The following is a 23,787-nucleotide window of genomic DNA, read 5'->3' as shown; positions in this document are numbered from 1 at the left end:
TTACCAACAAAGACTTAGGCACGATTTTTGCGACACGATGGACGAAAGCAACGAATAGGTTAGCGAACGAATGGCAACGAATGAACTAAAATGATAAACAAATGAGAGCAAATATCAAGCGCAACGGACAGCGAAGGGTGGTTATCGTAGGTGGCGGACTGGGTGGTCTGAAGTTGGCCTCGAGCCTTCGCGATACCGATTATCAGGTGGTTTTGGTGGACAAGAACAACTATAACCAGTTTCCGCCTCTGATTTATCAGGTGGCATCTGCGGGTTTGGAACCGAGCAACATCGCATTTCCTTTCAGAAGATTGTTCCAAGATCGGAAGAATTTCTTCTTCAGAATGGCCGAAGTTCAGCGTATCGATGTCAAGGAAAAAGCTATCCTTACGTCGATCGGGACCATTCATTACGACGATTTGGTGCTGGCGGAAGGTGCCACGACGAACTTCTTTGGTAACAAAAATATCGAGGCTTCGGCACTCTCGATGAAGACTGTCGGCGAGGCGATGCGGCTGCGTAACACGATTCTCCAAAATCTCGAACGTGCCGAGACCGAAGACGACGAGGTAAAGCGGCAGAGGCTATTGACCATAGCTATCGTCGGGGGCGGTCCGTCGGGGGTGGAAATCGCCGGAGCCTTAGCAGAAATGAGGCGCACGATTATTCCGCGCGACTATCCCGACCTGAATGCTTCCGAAATGCATATCTATCTCATCAATGCCGGTCCGCGCCTGTTGGGTGCGATGGACGAGAAATCGTCCCGTAAGGCCGAGAAAGCTTTGAAAGAACTTGGCGTGGAAATCATAGCCGACTGCAGAGTGACGGACTATCAAAACCATAGCCTGATATTGGAAGACGGGGATTTTATTCATGCAGAGACCGTGATATGGGTCAGCGGAATAAAGGCAAACCGGATAGAGGGCATTCCCGTCGAGAGTATCGGGCACGGTGGGCGCATCTTAACCGACAGTTTTAATCGAGTCAAGGGCATGACAAACGTGTATGCCATAGGCGACCAATGTTTAGTTGAAGGTGATAAAGCCTACCCGCAGGGGCATCCGCAGTTGGCACAAGTGGCCTTGCAGCAAGCCGCGAATGTGGCAAGAAACCTGATTGCTGCTGGGCGGGGTCGTTCAGCGCGTCCGTTCGTTTATCGTAATCCGGGCACAATGGCCACAATCGGACGCAAAAAAGCCGTCGTAGAGATCGGGAAATTGAAGTTTGGCGGTTTCTTCGCGTGGCTTCTTTGGCTGGTCGTTCATCTTCGCTCTATCCTTGGGGTGAGAAACAAGACGGTTGTTTTCTTGAATTGGATGTGGAACTATTTTAACTACAAGCAGAGTCTCCGCCTGATATTAAAGGCCGAGAGTTGAACTTTCCAACTTGCTTGCTCTTAAAAAGGAAGAAAATACAAACAGACCTTGCGAACACTTTGGTTCACAAGGTCTGTCTTTTTACCCTTTCACTCCCTTACTCTTTTTACGCTTCTACCCTTTTACGCTTTTACACTTTCAAGCTCGCAGCCCCTTTCCCTCGGGAGGAGGCCACAAGTGGGCTTTCTATTTCTTCTCCTCGGGTGCCTTGTCAATCAGGTCCATGAACTGGTCGAGCTTGGGCGTGATGATGATTTGGGTACGGCGGTTGCGCTGTTTACCCACTTCCGTGTTGTTGGAAGCTACAGGATTATACTCTCCACGGCCCCCGGCAGTGAGGCGTTTCGGGGCAACGCCGAAGCGGTCTTGCAGATACTGAACGACCGAAGAGGCGCGCAGAGCCGAGAGATCCCAGTTGTTGCGAATGTTCTTCATCGACGGCGCGGCGGTATTGACGGGCACATTGTCGGTGTTGCCCTCGATGAGCACGTCGTAATCCTTGTAATCCATAATGATCTTGGCAATCTTGCGGAGCGTCTCTTCGGCGCGATCGTTGATTTCGTAACTGCCACTCTTGTAGAGCATGTTATCGGCCAGCGAGATGTAAACAACGCCCTTGAGCACCCGCACGTCGACCTCTTTCATCTCCTCTCGGCTCAACGAGCGCGTGAGGTTGTTGGTCAAGACCATGTTCAGTGAGTCGCTCTTGCTCTTCACCTCCACCAGATGACGGATATACTGGTTGCTCTCGTTGATTTGGTCGACCAGTTTCGAGATGTTGACGTTATTGGCATTGGCGTTCGAGAGACTCTTGTCGAGCGAGCGTTGCAGGGCAGCCGCATTCCTCTTTTGCTGTGCAAGCTGGTCTTCGAGGCTGGCCACACGCGCCTTGCTGGCAGCAAGCTGTTCCTTAACATTCTGATAGTTGGCCGTCAGTTCACGGTTCTCGTTTTGGCAGTTCTCCAAATCCTTCTTGCTGGCACAACCGCTCATCAGCAGCGTGCCGGCAACCATTGTTAGCAAAAATACGTTTTTCTTCATATTCTTTCCGTTTTAGTGTTGTTGACAATGTGATAATCGATGCAAATATACACCATAGACGGTGAAAAGCGAAATATGTTGAGTGGCTTTAGTGTTATTTAACTGACATTATCACGTCCGTCTCAGAGGTTTAATCCAAAACAATTTCATGGAGAAACGCGACGATTTGAAATTAATTTACTACTTTTGCAAACAATCAAATAGTTTGAAGTATGGAAAGAATCAAGATGACAACTCCCTTGGTGGAGATGGACGGCGACGAGATGACGCGCATTCTGTGGAAGATGATCAAAGATGAACTGATTGTTCCGTTCGTTGACCTGAAGACCGAATATTATGACCTCGGCCTGCCCAACCGCGATAAGACGGAGGACCGCGTGACCACCGCCTCAGCCTTGGCAGCTATGAAGTACGGCGTGGCCGTGAAATGCGCCACGATTACGCCCAATGCCCAACGCATGGACGAATACCGGCTGCATAAGATGTGGAAAAGTCCGAACGGGACAATCCGCAGTATTATGGACGGCACGGTGTTCCGCACACCTATTACCATTCCGAGTATCAAGCCCGCCGTGAAGAACTGGCAGAGACCCATCACTATCGCCCGCCATGCCTACGGCGACGTTTACAAGGGCGTGGAAATGAAAGTGGACGAGCCAGGAAAGGCCAAACTCGTTTTCGAAGGACAAAGTGGCAACACGCAGGAGATAGAAATACACGACTTTAACGGCGCGGGCATCATTCAAGGCATGCACAACACCGACAAGAGCATCCGTTCGTTTGCCCACAGCTGCTTCAAATATGCATTGGACAGTCGACAAGACCTGTGGTTCGCTACCAAAGATACCATCAGCAAAACCTACGACGCAACATTCCGCCAAATCTTCGAAGACATCTATGAGAATGAATATCGCGCTGCCTTCGAACAGGTAGGCATTACCTATTTCTACACACTCATCGACGATGCTGTGGCCCGTGTCATTCGCAGCAAGGGCGGCTTCGTCTGGGCCTGCAAGAACTACGACGGCGATGTCATGAGTGATATGCTTAGCACGGCCTTCGGTTCACTGGCCATGATGACCTCGGTACTGGTCAGTCCCGACGGCAAATACGAATATGAGGCGGCCCATGGCACCGTGACGCGCCACTACTATAAATACCTCCGAGGCGAAGAGACGAGTACCAACCCCATGGCTACCATTTTTGCATGGAGCGGAGCACTGCGCAAGCGCGGCGAACTCGACGGGAACGCTGCCCTGCAACAATTCGCCGACCGGTTGGAGCAAGCCTGCCTCGGCACACTCAACGACGGCATTGCTACCAAAGACCTCACGGGCCTCATGGAAGGTGTAGAGCCGCAATCGGTGAACAGCCTTGCATTCATTCGCGAAATCAGACGCCGCTTGGAGCAAGCATAACTCCCACTCCCCCACTCTTTTAATTTGCTTCCCCTCTAACGTGCCAGACATTCCCCTCTCATTTAACCCAAATCGACAGATCTTTAGTTTAGTTAAAAAGTATCAAAGAGTAGCTCTTTTTCTTTGTTTTATTTGGAAGTATGCAAACTATCATATATCTTTGCACTGTGTTTTTCATGGTATTAGATTATTAAGGTTAAGAAGATTGGTTGTCGTGAGACAATCAATTTTTTTGTTATTCATTTTCTTATTCTTCATACCCATACCTTAAATTCCGAAATCAATGGATATTCGTTTTGTATAGGTTTTCATCCATACGGACTGGGCTTTTTGTCGGTAGAAACAAACCGAAAAGCAAGGTTTTTTGCACGTGTTTTTTACAGCCACGATCCTTGATTTTTAATTTCAGTTATTTTACCTACTTGTACGTTGTCAAATAAAAGTGCACAACTGGGACCTCAATTAAGTTTGGGGGTTTAGTATGAATTATATTGAGACCTCTGCAAAAGTCTTTTTACACCCAAAAGCTACTATTGATAATCAATGAGTTATATTTATGATTTCGCTATCTATATGAGGTTTTGCAGAGGTCTCATATTAATAAAAAAGTATATTTGCACAATGACAACAAAAAAGAATCTTTCAGCAGGTTCTCAGCAGAGAGCATCAGAATCCTTGTTAAAGGATATTCGTCGCAACACGAAACGAATTTTCACTTCAGAACAAAAGGTTTTAATTGTGATGGAAGGAATCCGTGGTGAACAGAGCATCGCAGAGCTCTGCCGTAAATATGGCATATCAGATAGCACTTATTACAAATGGAATAAGGAATTTATTGAGGCAGGCAAAGCTCGCCTTGATGGTGACATCGTCCGTGAAGCAACAAGTGATGAGGTGAAGGAACTTCGTCAGGAAAATATTCGCTTAAAGGAAGCCCTTGCCGATTTGGTAGTGAGATATGACGTTGTAAAAAAAAGCTTGAAACTCATCGAATAAGCCCTATGCATGAATTGTATATACGTTATAGTGCGGAAGAGAAAGAGAGCATCATTCTAACAATAAAGCGTTCAGAGTTAAGTATTGTTCAGGCCCTCAAACGTTTAGGTATTCCAAGGCGTACTTTTTATAACTGGTATCAGAAATATGCCACTGGGGGAGTGAATGCTCTTAGAGAAACGCCTTATAGGAGGCAGACGACATGGAACCGCATCCCCGACAATATTCGACAAATAGTGGTTGAGCTTTCTTTAGAGCATCCTGAGCTCACTCCAAGGGAGTTGTCCGTCCTTTTATTGGAGGAAAGTCAGATATTCGTTTCAGAATCAAGCTTTTATCGTATTCTGCATGAAAGAGGTCTATTGGAACGTATGGAGCATGATTTCGTCCTTGCGGCCGATGAGTTCCATCATAAGACTAAATTTGCCAATGAGATGTGGCAGACCGATTTTACCTATTTCAAAGTCAAGGGTTGGGGCTGGTATTATCTCTCTACGGTAATCGATGACTACAGCAGATATATTATCCATTGGGAGCTATGCTCGAGCATGACCTCTGAAGATGTATCCAGAACAATAGACAAAGCAATTGAGAAGGCAGGAGTTACACTTCAGAATCCTCCTTGCTTACTATCTGACAATGGTCCATGTTATATTGCTTCCTCTCTCAAGGAGTATCTCGGTAAGGTATATAACATCAAGCATATTCATGGCAAGCCCTTGCATCCGCAGACACAAGGAAAGATAGAACAATATCACAGATCGATGAAAAATGTGATAAAACTAAATCATTATTTCTGTCCCTCTGAATTAGAAAAGGCTATTGATGAGTGGGTGAAATACTATAATGAGAGAAGATTTCATGAATCGTTGGATAATCTTACACCGAGAGACGTATATTTAGGGCAAGGGGAGAAAATCAAAAAGATAAGAGAAATAATAAAGCAAAATTCAATCAACAAAAGAATTTCTGAGAATAAAGGAATGATATTACAGCATAAATAACTACATTTGCAGTTGTGCACTTTTATTTGACAACGTACAACAGTTCTTTTCATTTGGATGCACTTATTGAGAACAGACTATCTTTTTATTTCAAAAACATTTTTTTATATGAAAAATATCATTCGATTACCACTAATCATTATATTGGAAATATTGTTTATGACTGGCTGTGCTCAAACTGTCCCGTCAGATGTAACGCCATTCACGATTAAGAAACCATATATATCTTTACCTGTCATGATTGGAAACACAAAGGTAAAGACACAGATGTTATTTGATATAGGATGGGGAGGAAGTGACATTACTTTTGATAAAACATTTATAGAAGTTCATCCAACGATTCTTAAAGGAAAAAAGGTAGACTTCACTTACACTCAGCAAGGTGACCATAAAAAATATCTCCAAGAATATTATAGTGACAGTTGCAAAGTCTCTAACGATTTTCATCAGTGGTCATATCCCAGAGTTATTGTGATTGAGGGCGAGAAAGAAAGACATGGATTTGATGCCTACGGTGGCTTGCCAGGGAATGACCACGAGAATGTTTGGGAACTAAACTTTGAGCATAACTATTTAAGAGTGTGTCCATCTGATAGTTTTCAGATACCAAGTGGTAGCATCGTCGCATCTTTGAAATACATACAAGACAGTAAACGAGTTGATTTTCAGAAATATATTACTCGACTTCCTATCACCATTACGCTACCTAATGGCACTTCTATCAAATATGATGACGAGTGGATTATTGATACAGGTGCTCCATATGATATATATTTACCCTCGACAATGACGAAGACAGCCAACGAATTAGAAAAATATAAGGAAGAAGCATCATGGATGTATAATCGCCATTTTTGGATTACAAAAGTGCAATATGGTAAATCTAACTATTTGGATTCTGTGCGCGTTTACGTGTTAAACGACAAGGAACTTCCTGTAAAAGGAATGATTGGTTTGAACTTTTTGAAGCACTTCAATGTTTTCTTTGATTTAAAGAAAAATAAACTTTATCTTCAGCCCCAACCTAATTTTGAGCGTATTATACAAGGAAGGAAAGAATGGTTTGGAGAAAGAACTATCAAGAGGAATGGTAAGACTTACATTTCAGAGCTACCAAATATCAAGGCAAACCCATTAAGAAATGCAGGAATGCAAATAGGTGACCAACTCATATCCTTTGATAAAAAGAAGGATAGTGATGGATACATGACTCATATTGTATATATTAGAGAAGGGAAGAAGTGCTCTAAAACAGTAAAACTTATTCCAATAATAACAATTGATTAAAAAGACAACATGAAATCCTATCTTACAGAGTCAATTGTCAAACAGCAATTATTGCGTTTAGATAAAATTATTTTCGAGGTTACAGATGCTTGCAATTTCAATGTAAATATTGTGGTTATGGTAAAATATATAACAATGTGGATGAGCGACTAAATAAAAAAATGACTTTAGATAAAGCCATTAGATTGCTTACCTACTTTTTTGAATTGTGGCAAACAAATGATACTAGCATTAGCAGAAATATTTTTATATCCTTTTATGGAGGTGAGCCCCTTTTAAATATGCCATTTATAAGGAATATAATCTCATTTATTGAGAACACGCACCCACAAGGACTTGTTTTTCATTATTCCATGACAACTAACGCAGTATTATTGAATAAATATGTAGATTATCTGTATAACAAGAACATTAGGCTCCTGATAAGCCTTGATGGAAACAAGCGAAACAACTCTTATCGCCTAGACAAGATGGGGAATAGTGTATTTGATAAGATAGTCAAAAATGCAACATACTTGAAACACAACTATCCTAAATATTTTAACAATAAAGTCAACTTTAATGCTGTTTTACATGATAGAAATTCTGTATATGAGATTAATGAATTTATATACAAACAATTTGGGAAAAAGCCATCTATAAGTGAACTGAATACCGTGGGGGTTGTACCCCCTCCCTTTGGGAGGGTCGGGGTAAGTTTCCGGGCCGCCGAAACTTCCCTATTTTCGGGTATCCCGATGGCACTAAATTTATATACGTATTCCCGTAAATTTTAATACGTATTAAAATAAATTTATATACGGTTGAAAATTTATGGGAATACGGGAAGAAATTTTGGGGCATACGGGAGGAGATTTACGAGCATACGGGAGGAGATAAATTTCCTTGCGGGAAGAAATAAATTTTCTCCCGTATGAAAATAAATTTCTTTGCGGGAGAAAAAATATTTTCTTGCGGGAAGAAATTTCATTCTTCCCGACACTTGTTTCAACTCTCCCGGAGAGAGGGGCTGTGACTACCTCGAAAAAAGGGAGAACGGGAGGGGGAAAATTAATTCATAATTATGGTTAGCGCGCAAGCTTAAGCTCCCTCTCTTTGGGAGGGTTGGGTGTCTAAAGCCTACGGAATGTACGTGGCGTTGGTTTCTTGCGTATATCTACGTAGACAGGGTAGGTATTACATGCCAATCCTGCCCTTTCAGAAACGAAACCTCGATGGGGCTTGCCCGTCAATATTTAAAATCCATCTATAAACATCTTTTCTATTCGATGTTTAGCCCATAAAAGAAAAAGAGACGCAGCGGGAAAGATGCGTCTCCTATTACATTTTATTTATTCCATTATTTATTCTCGGCATCAATGGCCTTGATTTTTTGTTTGACAAGCTCCATGTCGTCCTTGAGTTTCTGTACCTTGTGATTCATTTCTTCAATCAGACTATTTCCCTTTTTGCTGCTTGCATTCAAGAAACCAAGATTGTTTTCATAGGTATTGATTTCTTGTTTCATTCCCTCATATCGACGCATCAAGCGGGCACGTTCATTGTCAAGTGCTTCCTCGCCTCGTTTTGCAACATTCTTCAAGTTGTTCTTGAAATTATCAAGGCGTTTCTTTGCGACGGAGATATGCAAGTCATTATAGAGTTTGTCGAGAATCTCATGATATTCTTGATAGAGTTTGTCTTTCTCTTTATAGGGAACATGCCCCACAGTATTATATTCTTCGACCAACGATTGTACTTTTGCTTGTAAATCGTCGGCGACTCCTGTTGCAAGTTCTTTCAGTTGGGCGATGATGTTTTTCTTTTTGTCAAGATTGGCATGCTCTTCATTGCGCGTTCCGCCGTTGGTGGCATTACGTGCCTCAAAAAACTTGTTGCAGGCCGTAAGAAATTTGTCCCACAATTCATCGCCCACCTTTTTAGGAACGGCGCCAATGGTCTTCCATTCCTTCTGCAAAGCAATCATCTTGTCGGAAGTAGTCTTCCAATCTGTGCTGTCCATCAGGGCTTCTGCCTGCTCCACAAGTGCCTGCTTCTTAGCAATATTCTCATTAAAAACCTGTTTCATGTTTTTGAAGAAGGCAGCCTTTTGCGCGAAGAAACTGTCGCATGCAGCACGGAAACGCTCGAATATTTTTACGTTCATTTTCTGCGGCGCAAAGCCTATCTTCTTCCATTCGGCCTGTATCCCGATGATTTCCTTTGTTTGTTTTTCCCAATCACTTGCATGCGTATACTCGCCTTGCACAATCGCCTCTACCTGTTCGCAGAGTTCGGTCTTGCGCTTCAGGTTTTCTTCTTCTTTAGCGCGAAGTTCCTCAAAGTGTTGCTGATGTCGCTTATTGATGATGGTCGAGGCGGCCTTAAAACGCGCCCATATTTCTTCTCTTAACTCTTTGGCTACAGGCCCCGTTTCACGATATTGCTGGTGCAGTTCTTGCAGCTGATGGAAAGCACTGATGACATCGTTTTCTGTCGCCAGTTTTTCCGCAGCTTCACACAACTGCGTCTTGATGCTCAAGTTCTTTTTGAAATCATATTCGCGGGCTTCACGGTTGAGGTGAAGCTGGTCATAGAACTGCTCCACATAGAGCTGATAGTTGCGCCACAACTCGTTGGCCTTGTCTGCCGGAACGCTTTTTATATCTTTCCATTGCTGCTGCAGCTCCTTGAATGCATTATAGTTCTTGTTGGCTTCCTCGGGCGAGATTGCCATATTCTTGATTGTCTCGATGATATCGAGCTTCTTCTGCAGGTTCTCTTGCTTCTCGGCCTCTTGCTCCAAGAATAGTTTTGCCCTTCGTTCTTTGATGACTCCCATCTCGGCTTTGAACACTTCTTCGTCCTCATCGGGTGTCAACACATACTTGTCCGGATCGCCTCCCGATTCAAGATAAGCCTTTTGCTTACTCTCTCGTTCGGCGATATGTAGCTTGTAGAACGTCGTTTTCAAGTAGTCGAGCTCTTCTTTGGTAGGATTTTCCCCGTTGCCTACGATTTCTTTCAGGCGTTCTACAATCTCAGCTTTGCTTTTGTAGTTTCGGGGTTTGGCATTGCTTTCCGAGACATCACATGCTTCCACGGGAGCTTCTGTCAGTTGTTCTTCACTTAATTTTCCCTCCATGAGGGCATTTTCTTGAGCGTCCATTATTTCATTGGTTTAGTTTCTATTTCCGGTTTTTCATTGCATCATTGCAATATTTAACGTTATGCAAACTTAGATAAAAAAAACGGGAAATCCTAATTAAAACATATATTTTTTCTTATTCCGGACCTATAGCAAGCGTTTATAGCGCAAAATCCACCAAGATGCTCCCGAAACGACAACAGAGATAATCAATGCAATGGCAAAACCGAAAGGACTTGACTCCATGCCATTGACGAGGTTCATGCCGAACAGACTAGAAATGAGCGTAGGAAACATCATGATGATGCTCACGGAAGTCAGCGTACGCATCACGGTGTTCATGTTGTTGTTGATGATGCTCGAATAGGTTTCCATTGTCGACTCGAGAATATCCGAGTAAATGCTTGTCGTTTCTCTGGCCTGCGTCATCTCAATGCTCACGTCTTCGATGAGGTCGGCATCGAGTTCGTCCACCTGCAGTTTGAACTTCAGCTTTTGCAATAGGTTCTCATTGCCACGGATAGAGGTAATGAAGTAAGTAAGCGAATCCTGTAAGCGGCTTAGTCCGATCAGGCTTTCGTTGTTGACGCCTTGGTCAAGGTTATGCTTGGCCTTTTCGATGAGCGCACTGATTTGTTTCAGGCGTTTCAGATACCAAACAGCACTCGACAGGAACAGTCGAAAGATGAGGTCGACATAGTCGGTGAAGCCTTCACGCCGCTTCTGCTGATAACTCACGAAGTCTATCATCATATTCGTTTCGTAGTAGCACACCGTGATGGTGACGTCGCGCTTGTGAATGATACCCAACGGGACCGTAGTATAGGGCGTACGTGAGCGCACTTCCTTGACATAAGGGATACGCAAGATGATGAGCATCCAGCCGTCGTCGTATTCATAGCGGGCGCGCTCGTCGGTATCGCTGATGTCTGAAAGGAAATAGTCGGGGATATGGAAGGTGTCTTCCAAATACTCTTGGTCCTCGTCCGTAGGGCATGTGACCTGTATCCAGCAGTTGGGTTGCCATTCCTTGATGGCACTCAGATTCTCGTTGATGTTCCAATAGTTTCTCATTGTCGCTAATCTCCGTTAATTAATAAGGTGTGGGGATTAGCTTCCGGCTAAACCTCACGCCTGCAAAGCAAATGTTTCCGCGTGATAATCGTCCATATGCTGATTATATTCTGATTTAACGCTGCAAAGATAAGCATTTCTGTTTAATTATATTCAAACATGCGGGAGAAAGTTTGGCATGAGATAAAAAAATGCGGGCCTCCCTGTGAGGGAAGGCCCGACATTTCTTATTGTTCGATGATTACATTCTATTTCGAGAACGGCTTCATACCAGTGTTGCAACAATCTCTTCACGCGTACCGGGAAGCAGGTCAATGACGGGTATCTCGGGCATCGTGTAGCAACCCGGCTGCAGGCGCATCGAAGCACGTGCCACGTTGACGAGCACCTGAGCCGTGAGTGCGGGGTTGTTGATGCTCATGTTGAACTCCAATCGCTGGTTCTGCGTCTGCCCTGAAACACCTTTGCGAACGAGGTTCACACCATGGCCCATATCGCGCACGTCGTCGACAGAAGCAACGGCGAACACGTGCGTTTCATCGTGTGCGAAATAGGGGTCGGCCTTGATGGCAGCGGTCACGTCTTCGAGCTTTGCTCCGTCTTCAAGCTCCACATATACCATGCGCCGATGAATGCCTTCGCCCAGTGGTATGGTCACGGAAAGGGCATTCCTGACGCCCTCCTTGCTGCGCACGCACACCGAATGCCCCATTGACATGCCCGGACCAAAGTTCGTATAGGTGAGCCCTTTCGGCGCAAGACTTTCCATTAGCACGCGCACCACAGAGTCGGAACCCGGGTCCCAGCCGGCTGAAATCACGCTAACGGTATGGGTCTTCTTATTGTTCTCCATCTGCTTCGTGCGATAGTCGAGGATAGAGGTATGGATATCGAAGCTGTCGACGGTGTTGATGCCCAGCGCAGTAATCTTCGCAGCGTATTCGGGACAGCTGCGGGTCGGTGTAGCGAGTATGGCTACGTCAACGTCTTTCAGTTTCTCAATGTCGTCGACAACGGCATAAGCTGCCAGTTCTGCAGGCTTATCCTTATCTCCTTGGCGACGGACAACGCCTGCAATTTCAAAGTCACGAGAGGCTTCCAGCGCCTCAATGGTGTAGCGGCCGATATTTCCATAGCCCACTACGGCTGCTCTGATTTTCTTCATTTTGCTTATATTTATCGTTAAGTTTGATAACTGTTTGTTTGATGAAGCAAAATTACATCATTCTGTCGAATATGCTCTTTCTTTCACCCTTCTTTTAATCTATTTTTATCATTCAATTGAGACAGGCGTCGTCTAAAGTAGGATTACATGCGATGTAAAGTAGGACTACATCGCATCTAAAGTAGGACTACATGTGATGTAAAGTAGGACTACACCGGACATGTCTTATATAGGTCCAAGAGGTATTGTCAATAAAGCAATATCAAACCTGCGAGCGCGGCGCAACCGATCATCAGAATCGGATTGATTTTCATGACTTTCGTGCCGATGAAAGTGGCAAGGAAGATAACGATGCTCACCCAAAAGGTCCAAGGGTCGTCGGGGGTTGAGAAGTTCTCGGGCGTCATAAGCAGAAGTGTAGCGGCTGCCAACAGACCCACCACTGCCGGACGCAAGCCCGCGAAGACGCTCTGCACGGTGTCGGTGTGCATGTATTTCATAAACATCTTACTGATGAGTATCATCAAGATGAACGTAGGAAGCACCAGAGCAAAAGTGGCCGTGGCCGAACCGAGCACGGAGACTGCTGTGGAATAGCCGGCATTGTGCACGGCAGTATAGCCGCAATAGGTGGCCGTGTTGATGCCTACGGGCCCGGGAGTCATCTGGCTGATAGCGATGACGTTGGTGAATTCGCTGATGGTGAGCCAATGGAAGCGCGTAACCACCATGCCTTGTATCAGCGATATCATGGCATAGCCGCCACCGAAGCCGAAGAGACCGATTTCAAAGAATGCGATGAAGAGTTGCAGAAAAACCATAACGGGGTGTTTATTCGGTTGATTTCATGTATTTCCCATAGACGAAACCGCCCACTCCGGCCGCTATAATCACCCAGATGGGATTCACGCCGAGCAACCATATCGCTAAGGCTCCGCCGATTGGAATCCAGCAATTGGCCTTATTGATGTGCGCACTCTTGGCCAAAGAAAAGGTAGGAGCGGCTATCAAGGCCACCACGGCCGGCCGAATGCCTGCAAACATAGCGGCAATGATACGGTTATCTTGGAAACGATGGAAGAACATCGCAATGAGCAGAATGATGATGAAGGAAGGCAGGGCGGTCCCCAAAGCCGTGCAAACGGCCCCGCGGGTCTTACGAATCTTGTAGCCGATAAAGGTGCTGATGTTGATAGCAAAGACGCCGGGACAGCTCTGTGCAATGGCAAGCAAGTCGAGAAACTCTTCTTTATCGACCCACTGATACTTGCGGACAACGTCTTCTTCAATCATGGAAATCATGGCATAGCCACCCCCGAAGGTGACTATGCCAATCTTGAAGAATGTTTTGAACAAGGTTAGATACATTCCTACTCTCGTGTTACAATTACTTGTTTGTCTTTTCTTCAACCCATCTGCGTGCATTGACAAAGGCCTCTATCCACGGTGTCACCTCATCTTGCTTGCGGTTGAGCGGATAATAGGCGTTCTGCCAAGGGAAGATGGCCCGCTCGGGGTGCGGCATCATTGCCAAATGGCGACCGTCTTTAGAGCAAATGGCGGCCACATTGTAGTCCGACCCGTTCGGATTACCGGGGTATTCGGCATAGTTGTACTTGGCAACGACGTTGTAATGGTCCTCCGGTTCGGGCAGATAGAAGCGGCCTTCACCATGTGCAACCCATATTCCAAGCTTGCTTCCACTGAGACTATGCAACATCACGCTTGGGTTCTGCGGGATAGTCAGACCAAGGAACGCACTCTCGAACTTCTTTGAGTTGTTGTGGCAGAGATGGCTCCGGTGTTTGTGTTCCGGATTGATGAGGTTGAGCTCGACCATCAGCTGACAACCGTTGCAGATACCAAGACTTAGCGTATCTTCGCGTGCATAGAACCTGTCGAGCGCCTCTTTTGCTTTCGGATTATACAAGAACGCGCCTGCCCACCCCTTTGCACTGCCGAGTACATCGCTATTGGAGAAGCCGCCACAGAACACGATGAAGTTCACATCTTCAAGCGTTTCGCGTCCGCTAATGAGGTCAGTCATCATGACATCCTTAACATCAAAGCCTGCCAAATAAAGCGTATAAGCCATTTCTCGCTCTCCATTGGTTCCTTTTTCGCGTATGATTGCAGCCTTTACGCCTGAAGGTCGACGCTGGCCTACAGTCAAACCATAGCTTTCCAAAGTGCCTTTGAAGTTGCTGTTGAACTGCAATTCAATCGCTTGCTTCTTGTAGTTGGTGAAGCGTTTCTTTGCCATTCCATTGAAACTCTGGTCGCGATCGAGCAGATATGAAGTCTTGAACCATGTGTCGCGCAGTGCATCGATGTCGAATTCATGCACAATCTCATCCTTCTTTACGGTTATCTTGCGATTGTTTGGCGTAGGATAACCAATCTTTGCAAAGCCTATTCCCTCATTGTCGAGATATTCAAAGAGTTCTGCCTTGTGTGTATCACTCACCTGAATAACGACACCTGGGTTCTCTGCAAACAGCATTTTAACGAGGTCATTGCCTGCAATATCGTGCAAATTGATGTTTAACCCGCCCGCTTTATTGGCGAAAGTCATCTCTAATAAGGTTGTAATCAAACCACCTGCACTAATGTCATGGCCTGCCATTACCCACCCGCGACGGATTAACTCCTGTATAGTGTTGAAGCAATCTACGAAGTATTCGGGGTTCTTTACTGTCGGAACGTCGCTGCCTACCTTGCCCAAACTCTGTGCAAAGGCGCTACCTCCGAGATGTTGCTCGTCAAAACTGAAGTCAATATGATAGAGACTGGAGTTCTTGTCATTGATAATTACAGGGCTTACTACCTTTTTTACGTCGCTCACTTCACCTCCTGCACTGACGATTACAGTGCCCGGCGCAATGATTTTCTCACCATTTGGATATTGTTGTGACAGCGAAAGCGAGTCTTTTCCAGTCGGAACATTCACATGGATAGCGCAACAGAAGTCACTTAATGCCTTAACTCCTTCGTATAGGCGTGCATCTTCACCCTTTTGTGAACGGCAGGGCCACATCCAGTTGGCACTTAAACTGACACTGTCTAAGCCTTCTGCCAATGGCGCCCACACGAGATTGGTCAGCGATTCGGCTACAGAGAGCACGCTTCCGGCCTTTGGATCGGCCAATCCTGCTTGTGGAGCATGCCCCATAGCAGTAGCAATCCCCTTCTCTCCACGGTAATCCAAAGCCACAACTCCACAGTCGGAAAGTGGCAATTGAATTTCACCTTGTCCCTGTTGGCGGGCAATCTTTCCCGTAACTGACCGGTCAACCTTGTTCGTTAACCAGTCTTTGCAGGCCACAGCTTCTAATTGAAGCACGCGATTCAGATAGCTGTCGAGTTGGTCTTCGTTATACTTGACATCCTCATAGCTGCGTTCTACGGTCTCATCTACCATGACTGTCTTCGGCGTATGACCAAACATCTGTGCCACATCTAAGTCGAATGGTTTCACACCATCAGCCTGCTTGAAACAGAAATGTGCATCACCTGTCGTCTCACCGACCACATACATCGGTGCACGTTCACGCTCGGCAATCCTTTGAACATGGTCTAAATACTTCTCATCTATGAGCAATCCCATGCGTTCCTGGCTTTCATTGGCAATGATTTCCTTTGCCGAAAGGGTCTTGTCTCCAATCGGAAGCTTGGACATGTCTATCTCTCCACCGCATTCTTCGACCAATTCTGAAAGGCAATTCAAGTGGCCTGCGCTGCCATGGTCATGAATACTAACAACAGGATTTTCGTCTTCTTCAACCAAAGCACGCACGAGGTTATAAGCTCGTTTCTGCATTTCGGGGTTGGCACGCTGTATGGCATTCAGTTCAATTCCGTTGCTGTAGCGACCTGTATCCACAGAAGAAACGCTGCCACCACCTAAACCTATGCGGTAATTGTCACCGCCTACAACGACAATCTTATTGCCTTTCTGTGGCTCTTTCTTCAGACAATCGCGCTTCTTTCCATAGCCCACACCGCCTGCAAGCATAATAACTTTGTCGTAAGCATACTTTTCTTGGTTCTCCTGATGCTCGAAAGTGAGCACCGATCCGCAAATCAACGGCTGACCAAACTTGTTTCCAAAGTCGCTCGCTCCATTGGAAGCCTTGATCAATATCTGTTCAGGGCTCTGGTAAAGCCACTTTCTAACAGGCATGATGTCTTCCCAATCGCGCTCCATATCGAGTTTTCCTTGTTCGTCTTTCAGACGCGGATAGGCCGTCATATAGCAGGCAGTTCCGGCTATTGGCCATGAACCTGTACCACCACCCATGCGGTCACGTATCTCACCCCCGGTCCCTGTGGCTGCTCCATTGAATGGTTCTACAGTCGTAGGGAAGTTATGTGTTTCGGCTTTCAGCGAGATAACGCTCTCTATTTCCTTGACTTTGAAATAGTCACTTGTGCTTTGGTCGGCCGGTGCAAACTGCTCAATGACCGGCCCTTGGGCAAAAGCTACGTTGTCTTTATAGGCAGAAAGAATCTTATTGGGGTTCTCCTTAGTGGTCTTTTTAATCATGTTAAAAAGCGAAGACTCCTTTTCTTTGCCATCAATCACAAACTGACCACCGAATATTTTGTGCCGACAATGCTCTGAATTTATCTGTGCAAAGCCGAATATTTCAGAGTCCGTGAGCGGTCTTCCATTCTCTTTTTCCAGCTTATGCAGGTATGCCATCTCGTCTTTACTCAATGCAAGCCCCTCTTCCTCATTGTATTTTTCAAGGTCGTCCACGTATTTAATGGGCTCAGGCTCATGGTTCACCGTGAAGATATCCTGCCCGATGCCCCGATACATGCGCTGCAACATAGGGTCATATTCAGCGTCTTCTGAGTCAACGGGGAAATATTCCTCGATACGCAGAATGCCGTTAAGACTCATGTTTTGCGTAATCTCAACGGCATTCGTGCTCCATGGCGTAATCATTTCGCGGCGCGGACCTACGAAGAAACCCGTAAGTTCTTGGGCCTCTTCAAGCGTTGCATCGCCATAAAGCCAGCTAAGTCTGCTGATTTCATCGGAGTTGGGCTGATGGTCGACTTCCGTCGCAATCACACTCTTTGATTGAGTTCTGAAAAAAAGGATCATACTGTTCTATATATTATAAGGTGAGTGGTATATTCCGATATGCAAAGTTAGTGGAATTCGCCCATAAATCAAAATAAAACCAAGGTTTTTATTGAGGCGGTTCTATAAAAGAGCGATGTCATAAAGCATGCTTTGTAAGATATTCTGTAAATATTATTGGTCTGTTTTTAACACTTTGTGACTACACCAAATAGAAATAAAAAACCGTTTTCAGCACTTGTACGCAGCTATTCCGAGGCTTCGAAGTTCTCGTTTCAGCCACATTGTTTCGCAATCTCAGTCACTTTATCGTGCAATGTGACCGACCTTACCTCGCATAATGGTGCAGATGGCATCATCATTTGACGCAGATGGCGTGACTTTTTGCGTGGTTTTCCGTCAGATTTTGCCTTGGATTTTACAGCATTCTGGTTATCAACGAATTGCAAACTTCTGAAATACAGCGCATATTTGTAGCGAGTGAAAGTCCTTGTTCAAATACACAAATTTGACGAGGCCATTTGTAAAGTTTTTTAGAAAAATATAACTTATACGCTAATATGTGCAACCATACAGGGTCGTCAGGCTACTTTTGTTAATTCAGAAAAGGAATAGGGCCAGACAAAATGAAGGGTCTCCCACATTCAAAAGAATAAAATAACCGGTGATTTAGCCTGCAACTCCGGCTGTTTCTCCTTGTGATTGCACTGTCGAAAGGCTCTCTATCTCTTTCAATACGCCTTTCAATAAATAGGTTGCATTTTGATTTCGTGCCACGCCGGGCGTAATTTTATAGGAATAGGTGACTGCCGTTCCGAGTTCAATCTCAAAGCAATAGTTGCTGAAACGGCTGGGATATTCGTTTGCAAGCTTTGAAAGTTCAAGGTCGTGTGTGGCGATAAGGCCCGTAACGGGCAGCTTACAGATGTTTTCCAAGAAGAGTTTTGAGCCGTTAAGCTTGTCGAGTGAATTCGTTCCTTTCAGTATTTCGTCGAGGATAATGAGTGTAGACGGACTGTCGGCGGGCTTCCCTTGCGCATAAACAGGGTGTTTGCAGAAGTGTATGAGCTGTTGTAATCGGCGCAATTCTGCATTGAAATACGAGATGCCTCCTGCCAAATCATCGGTCGTACGCATGCTGCTGAATAGGTTAAATGACGAGGTTCGCATGCTTTTGGCAAACACCGGGGCACCGTTTCTGGCCAAGATATAGTTGATACCAATGGTTCTTAGGAACGTACTTTTACCCGCCATGTTAGCCCCGGTCACGATGGTATAGCTGCCATTTTCAATCGAAAAGTCGTTCTTAACGGCTTTTGTTCCGAGGAAAGGATGGCTGATTTCCTTTGCTTCAAGATAGACATTATGGTCTGTAGTGACTTCTGCTGTAGTGGTTTCCGGGTGATTATAGGCGAAACGTCCCCACGAAACGAGGGCATCAATATGGCTTAATGCCTTGACTTGAGCGGCAATTTGTGTTTTAAAATCATGTTCCCAACGTAGGTATTCGCGTATAAGGAAATAGTCGTTCAGCCCAAACGTGTCGATAATCATCAGTCCTAAGATGTTTCCTCTGCGGTCAAGTCGGTCGATAATGCTTGTCAATAGCGCAGCTTGTTGCTGTGCATTGCGCAGTGTATCGGCCTCTTTCTGTAGGGAAAGTGGCAGGTCGTGCAGGCTGACACACTGCTTGATAAGTTGCCGAAAACCCTCTGCTTCACGGTGAATTTTGGCCGTTCGCTTGGCAATGTGTCGGGTTGCGGCATTGCAAATAAGGTAAACGATGAAGAATTGCAGGGTGGCATAGAAGACAGGGACATTGCCTTCGATGAGTCCGAAGAGTGAAAGAATGATGAGTAAAGGCAGCAGGCAGAGCATCAGAGAGGCCACGATAAGCGACCAACGCGTGGAAAGCCATCGTGGACACGAGGCTTCCGAGCATTCGTTTTGCAAGGAAAGCATAGCCAAGGTGTCGATGGTTCGCCCTTCTCCCAAGGCCTGGAAGCTATCCATGAAGCCGACTTTGTGGCTCATATAGTGGATTTCCTCGGGCTGAAACTGTATCTCTTTGAATGAAAGATTGCGTGCCAACAAGGCCTTACCGCCTGTGGTCACCGTGCGGTTGAGGCGTGCAAAGAGTGAACTTGGCCCGAAAACATCGAGATCAAAGGTAAAAGGATGATGATAATCCATGAACTCTTGTCCGCTGTCAAAGGCTGAATAGTTGCCCTCAATAGCTTCTAATTCGTGCGTATAGACGGCAAGTAGCTGCTCTGTTTGCTTGATGTTGCTTGCATTTTTGTTGTCGAAAAAGCGTGTAAACAGGTATGCTGAAAGGCAAACTACAGCCATCAGAAGGCCTGATTTGCTCCATGCCGTCATGGCAAAAACGCCAATTGAGGCGATGATTAGCATGAAAAGGGCTATTTCGCCCATGATGAAATAGCGGTTATGTCGTTTCAGTCGGCCGATAACGGCGGTCATCTTGACCTGCTGTTCAAGGTAATGTCTCTGATTTTTCATTGTCTTTGATTGGTGAAATTGGGTCGGGTGTGTACTTCTCCACAGCCTCATGGGCTTTCTTCATGACTTTGCCCGGCACTTTACTGCGCTTTCCCAAGAACCAGAGGAAATCCATTCCTGAAGGTGAAGAGGGGCCTCTGAGTGGGTCATTGCCCCAGAGTGTGTGCAGGTTTACAGGGCTGTTGCTCATGATGCTGGGTGCTTTTGCCGTGATAACAACCGTGTTGATGGTGATAGCTTTAGGCAGAAGCAACACCGTATCCTTGATGTTTGTCAGGTTAACCGTGCGGTTTACGTAGCGACTATGCGAGAAAGTAACGCTCCGCGAGGCTTGGTCTGCAACGGAATAACGGCCTTGTCGGTCGGTCATATACATCTTATTAGTGTTCGTGTAGACTTTTACGCCCGCTAAAGGTTGGCGAGTTTCCATGTCAAGAACCACGCCGTTGCGCTGTGCTATGGCTGGCGTCGCAGTCATGGCCGCCATCATTGTCAGAAAGAAAAGCTTTTTCTTCATTCGTTCTCCGTATTGTTTCTGCGATGGGTTTGCATGATTGCAAAGTTATAGAATAAATACAGAAGCGCATAAACGTCTTCCGAGCTTTATGTTTTCTTATTCTTTTTTTGAATTTTGGCGACAAAGGGGCAGAAAGGTACATGGATTTATATGCCTTTTTAACGTTTAATCGTCCCCGTAGTCTTGATATATGGATTTTTATCGTAACTTTGTCGCCGAAAAATTAAAACCAATATGAAAAAGAACACGAAAACGATTGAACGAAATCCGCTCTATGTAATGATGAGCAAATTCCTTGGACTGTATCTTGTCGTGGGCTTCTTGCTCAGGATTGTCTTGATGGTGCTGTCTCCCGATGACGCTTCTTATACTTTCGGAAGCATTCTTCGGCTTCTGAGTATAGGCGTCTTGTCTGATTTTGGAACGGGACTTCTGCTCTTCATTCCGCTGCTCTTCGTCTATTTGGGCTTGAACGAGTGGAAGTATTCCAAGGTCGGCGGTTGGCTCATTGAGCTTCTTCTTTTGGCAGGACTGCTTTATACGCTGTGCTGTCATTCTATTTTTGATGAATACGGAGGCGGTGCGCCCCTCATTGCAAAGGCGTTCCTGAGTTGGAAACTCTTCAGTTTCACACTGCGTTTCCTGCTTCCACGGCTACGAGATACTTGGCGCAAGGTCACACTCTACGCCACATGGGGACTTTATGTCTTTTTGTTTCTTTTCATCTCGATGGGTGAAGTCATCTTTTGGCAGGAGTTCGGCGTGCGCTATAACTTCATTGCCGTGGACTATCTGGTCTATACCAACGAGGTGATAGGCAACATCTTGGAGTCCTATGCCGTCGTTCCGCTTCTCATCGGCGTGCTCGTTGCCACGGTGGGGATTGTCTTTTGGAACTCCAGAAAGACGCGTTTCCGGCTGACCAAGCTCTATACGCCGCGTCTACTGGCCGTGCATCTGGGCTGCTATGCGGTCCTTGCCTTGCTCGGTTATCTCATCGTTTGGGCAACCCACGCTCTGCAGAGCGACAATCAGTATGTCACACAGCTTGAACAAAATGGCATCTGCGACTTCTGTATCGCCTTTCAAAGCAACAAATTGGACTATGATAAGTTCTATCCCATGCTACCCGAGGCCGAGGCCCGGGCCATTTACCGTCGTGAGGCGGGCTTGGACAGCAATGGGCGCAAGACAATCGGCGACAGTCTTGCAAGCAACCGGCCCAATATCGTGCTGATCACGGTGGAGAGCCTGAGCGCAGACTTCCTCACGCGCTATGGGAACAAGCAGAATCTCACGCCCACGCTCGACAGCCTGATGGACAAAAGCCTTGTATTCGACCGGCTTTACGCCGTAGGAAACCGCACGGTGCGTGGCTTGGAGGCCCTGTCGCTCTGCATTCCGCCAAGTTCAGGCGAAAGCATCATCAAGCGCAAGCAGAACAACATGGGCAATCTTTCCGTGGGTATGGTGCTGAAGCGGCTCGGCTATCATGTGCAATTCTTCTACGGCGGCGACAGCTATTTCGACAATATGGGCAACTTCTTCGGCCGCAATGGTTACGAGGTCATTGACCGCAAGCACATTTTGCCCGAAAACATCACGTTTGCTAACATCTGGGGTGTGTGCGACGAAGACATCTTCCACAAGAGTCTCAGTGTCTTTGATGCCGATGCAAAACAGAAAAAGCCTTTCTTTGCGCAGATCATGACCACGAGCAACCACCGTCCCTACACCTATCCGGCGGGAAAGATACATGTCGACGGCGACCCACATACGCGAGAGGCTGCCGTACGCTACACCGACTATGCCATCGGACAGCTGCTCCGCGAGGCAGCGCGCAGGCCGTGGTTTGCCAATACGCTCTTCGTGATCATCGCCGACCATTGTGCCTCAAGCGCAGGTAAGACTTCGTTGCCCATCGACCGCTACCATATCCCCTGCCTCGTGTACGCACCGCAGCTGGTCAAGCCTGCCTATATAGATAAGGTGTGCTCGCAGATAGATGTCATGCCCACGGTGCTCTCACTGCTACATCTGCGCACCGAGGTCGGTTTTACGGGCAAAGACATTCTCACCCCATTGTTCCGCCCCCGCGCCTTCATGGCCACTTATCAAGACTTGGGCTATTATGAGGCCAACCGCCTGACGGTGCTTTCCCCGGTGCGCAATGTTCGACAGTTCACCGTCCGTCCACTCTCCGACGGTACATTCGACGAGCAGCCCGTCAATCAGATTGATGGGGTGTTGCTCCGCAAGGCCGAGGCTAATTATCAATACGTCAACCTTTATCTGAAAGCGCGGTAGCCGTCTGTTTTCGATAATCTCCTCCTCTCTTTTCAATCAGACGGGGAGGTAACCCATATTAGACATTGTGCTCTTTTCAATTAGCGACGTTCCTATTTTTAATTAGGGACGTCGTTTTTTTATTTAGGGTCGTGGGCAATTCGAATTAATGATGTCTCCCCTTTCAATTAGGACTATGTTTCCATTAGCACAATATCCCTTATTAACCCAATTCATTAGTAAGGTTGTTTTCGTGGTTGTCCTTATAATTAACTGGTAATCCGTCATCGCAACGCTGTAGATGCCTCATGGGATGAGTGCCCCACACGGCATCATTTACGTAGCGAAAGCCAAAACTCTTGTAAAGACGTTCTGCCTTGGGGTTTCCTTTGTCAACCAATAAGCCGACAGGCAGATGGAGAGCCGCGGCCTTTTCGCAAGTAGCTTGCAATAAGGAGGTCGCAATACCTTGCCCGCGATAGCCGATGCTAACGGCCAAAGTGTCTATATACAGTTCTCCAGCCTGCGTTTCATCAGCCATATGCGAATGGTCCAAGCCGAAACTATCCCGTGTTTCTTCTAAGAAAGCACGACGCAGGTCACGCAACCGGCTACCGTCATAACTCACACAGCACCCGATAACATCTTCCCCGGCCAGCGCGACCAACGTGTTCTGATAGGAATACTGTGAATCGCGCCGTTTCACAAGTCTTGTCAACATTCGATGAAAGTCATCCAACGTGTGATGAGGGCCTGCGAAATATTGGCAACAATCATGATTCATGGCCAACATCACCAAGGAGGCAATGGTTGATGCCTGATGGGGCGCTGCGTTTTCAATTCTTATTTTGTCCATTTAGCTTTACCTTATAAAATAT

General features: G+C 46.1%; 16 protein-coding genes. 6 read left to right on the top strand and 10 right to left on the bottom strand.

Annotated elements, in window-relative coordinates; translation table 11 throughout:
* Positions 1-101: 101 nt before the first annotated feature.
* A complete protein-coding gene (locus H164_RS0110490; protein ID WP_019968575.1) occupies positions 102-1,376 on the top strand; it encodes an NAD(P)/FAD-dependent oxidoreductase in 1,275 nt (424 codons plus the stop codon).
* Positions 1,377-1,562: 186 nt separating this feature from the next.
* Here the strand turns inward: H164_RS0110490 and H164_RS0110485 are convergent, their stop codons facing one another.
* Positions 1,563-2,417 (bottom strand): OmpA family protein, encoded by an 855-nt coding sequence (locus H164_RS0110485; RefSeq protein ID WP_025830407.1) that lies wholly within the window; start codon positions 2,415-2,417, stop codon positions 1,563-1,565.
* Positions 2,418-2,629: 212 nt separating this feature from the next.
* Here H164_RS0110485 and H164_RS0110480 point away from each other — a divergent pair, with 212 nt between their 5' ends.
* The 4 genes from H164_RS0110480 (at position 2,630) to H164_RS14560 (ending at position 7,898) form a co-directional block, all read left to right on the top strand.
* Positions 2,630-3,835: an NADP-dependent isocitrate dehydrogenase gene (locus tag H164_RS0110480; RefSeq protein ID WP_019968573.1), complete on the top strand. Its 1,206-nt coding sequence runs from the start codon at positions 2,630-2,632 to the stop codon at positions 3,833-3,835.
* 621 nt (positions 3,836-4,456) lie between these two features.
* Positions 4,457-5,835, top strand: a protein-coding gene (locus H164_RS0110470; RefSeq protein WP_406675591.1) for an IS3 family transposase whose coding sequence is annotated in 2 segments (ribosomal slippage) — positions 4,457-4,802 and positions 4,802-5,835 — 1,380 coding nt in all. Because the reading frame shifts where the segments join, the coding sequence is not laid out codon by codon here.
* 108 nt (positions 5,836-5,943) lie between these two features.
* Entirely contained in the window at positions 5,944-7,122 is a 1,179-nt protein-coding gene (locus tag H164_RS0110465) for a hypothetical protein (RefSeq protein WP_154652150.1), read from the top strand.
* An 89-nt stretch (positions 7,123-7,211) separates the two neighbouring features.
* Positions 7,212-7,898 carry a radical SAM peptide maturase gene (locus H164_RS14560; protein WP_019968569.1) on the top strand — a complete coding sequence of 229 codons (687 nt, stop codon included), beginning with the start codon at positions 7,212-7,214 and terminating at the stop codon, positions 7,896-7,898.
* A 563-nt stretch (positions 7,899-8,461) separates the two neighbouring features.
* Here the strand turns inward: H164_RS14560 and H164_RS0110455 are convergent.
* The 8 genes from H164_RS0110455 to H164_RS0110420 all read right to left on the bottom strand — a co-directional run bounded on the left by H164_RS0110455 (position 8,462) and on the right by H164_RS0110420 (position 20,623).
* Positions 8,462-10,270 (bottom strand): DUF349 domain-containing protein, encoded by a 1,809-nt coding sequence (locus H164_RS0110455; RefSeq protein WP_019968568.1) that lies wholly within the window; start codon positions 10,268-10,270, stop codon positions 8,462-8,464.
* A gap of 126 nt (positions 10,271-10,396) precedes the next feature.
* Complete coding sequence (locus H164_RS0110450; RefSeq protein ID WP_008563700.1) at positions 10,397-11,323, bottom strand: magnesium transporter CorA family protein; 927 nt, start codon at positions 11,321-11,323, stop codon at positions 10,397-10,399.
* A 265-nt stretch (positions 11,324-11,588) separates the two neighbouring features.
* Positions 11,589-12,488, bottom strand: a complete 900-nt coding sequence (locus H164_RS0110445) for a diaminopimelate dehydrogenase (RefSeq protein ID WP_019968567.1) — start codon at positions 12,486-12,488, stop codon at positions 11,589-11,591.
* A 248-nt stretch (positions 12,489-12,736) separates the two neighbouring features.
* On the bottom strand, positions 12,737-13,309 hold the full coding sequence (locus H164_RS0110440; RefSeq protein WP_019968566.1) for a chromate transporter: 573 nt from the start codon (positions 13,307-13,309) through the stop codon (positions 12,737-12,739).
* Between the two features lie 10 nt (positions 13,310-13,319).
* Positions 13,320-13,856, bottom strand: coding sequence for a chromate transporter (locus H164_RS0110435; protein ID WP_019968565.1), 537 nt, complete (start codon positions 13,854-13,856; stop codon positions 13,320-13,322).
* A 19-nt stretch (positions 13,857-13,875) separates the two neighbouring features.
* Positions 13,876-17,604 carry a phosphoribosylformylglycinamidine synthase gene (gene purL, locus H164_RS0110430; RefSeq protein WP_025830265.1) on the bottom strand — a complete coding sequence of 1,243 codons (3,729 nt, stop codon included), beginning with the start codon at positions 17,602-17,604 and terminating at the stop codon, positions 13,876-13,878.
* Between the two features lie 648 nt (positions 17,605-18,252).
* Positions 18,253-20,106, bottom strand: a complete 1,854-nt coding sequence (locus H164_RS0110425) for a MutS-related protein (protein ID WP_019968563.1) — start codon at positions 20,104-20,106, stop codon at positions 18,253-18,255.
* Positions 20,081-20,623: a carboxypeptidase-like regulatory domain-containing protein gene (locus H164_RS0110420; RefSeq protein ID WP_019968562.1), complete on the bottom strand. Its 543-nt coding sequence runs from the start codon at positions 20,621-20,623 to the stop codon at positions 20,081-20,083. Before H164_RS0110420 ends, H164_RS0110425 begins: the two co-directional genes overlap by 26 nt.
* Before the next feature lie 234 nt (positions 20,624-20,857).
* Here H164_RS0110420 and H164_RS0110415 point away from each other — a divergent pair, with 234 nt between their 5' ends.
* Positions 20,858-22,930, top strand: a complete 2,073-nt coding sequence (locus H164_RS0110415; RefSeq protein WP_019968561.1) for an LTA synthase family protein — start codon at positions 20,858-20,860, stop codon at positions 22,928-22,930.
* Positions 22,931-23,132: 202 nt separating this feature from the next.
* Here the strand turns inward: H164_RS0110415 and H164_RS0110410 are convergent, their stop codons facing one another.
* The gene (locus H164_RS0110410) at positions 23,133-23,765 is read right to left on the bottom strand and encodes a GNAT family N-acetyltransferase (RefSeq protein ID WP_019968560.1); all 633 of its coding nucleotides are present in this window, start codon (positions 23,763-23,765) and stop codon (positions 23,133-23,135) included.
* Positions 23,766-23,787 lie beyond the last annotated feature (22 nt).

It is taken from the genome of Segatella maculosa DSM 19339 = JCM 15638 (assembly GCF_000382385.1).
Lineage (GTDB): Bacteria > Bacteroidota > Bacteroidia > Bacteroidales > Bacteroidaceae > Prevotella > Prevotella maculosa.
Note: the sequence above shows the minus strand (reverse complement) of the source record. Positions and strands in the feature narration are given on the sequence as shown.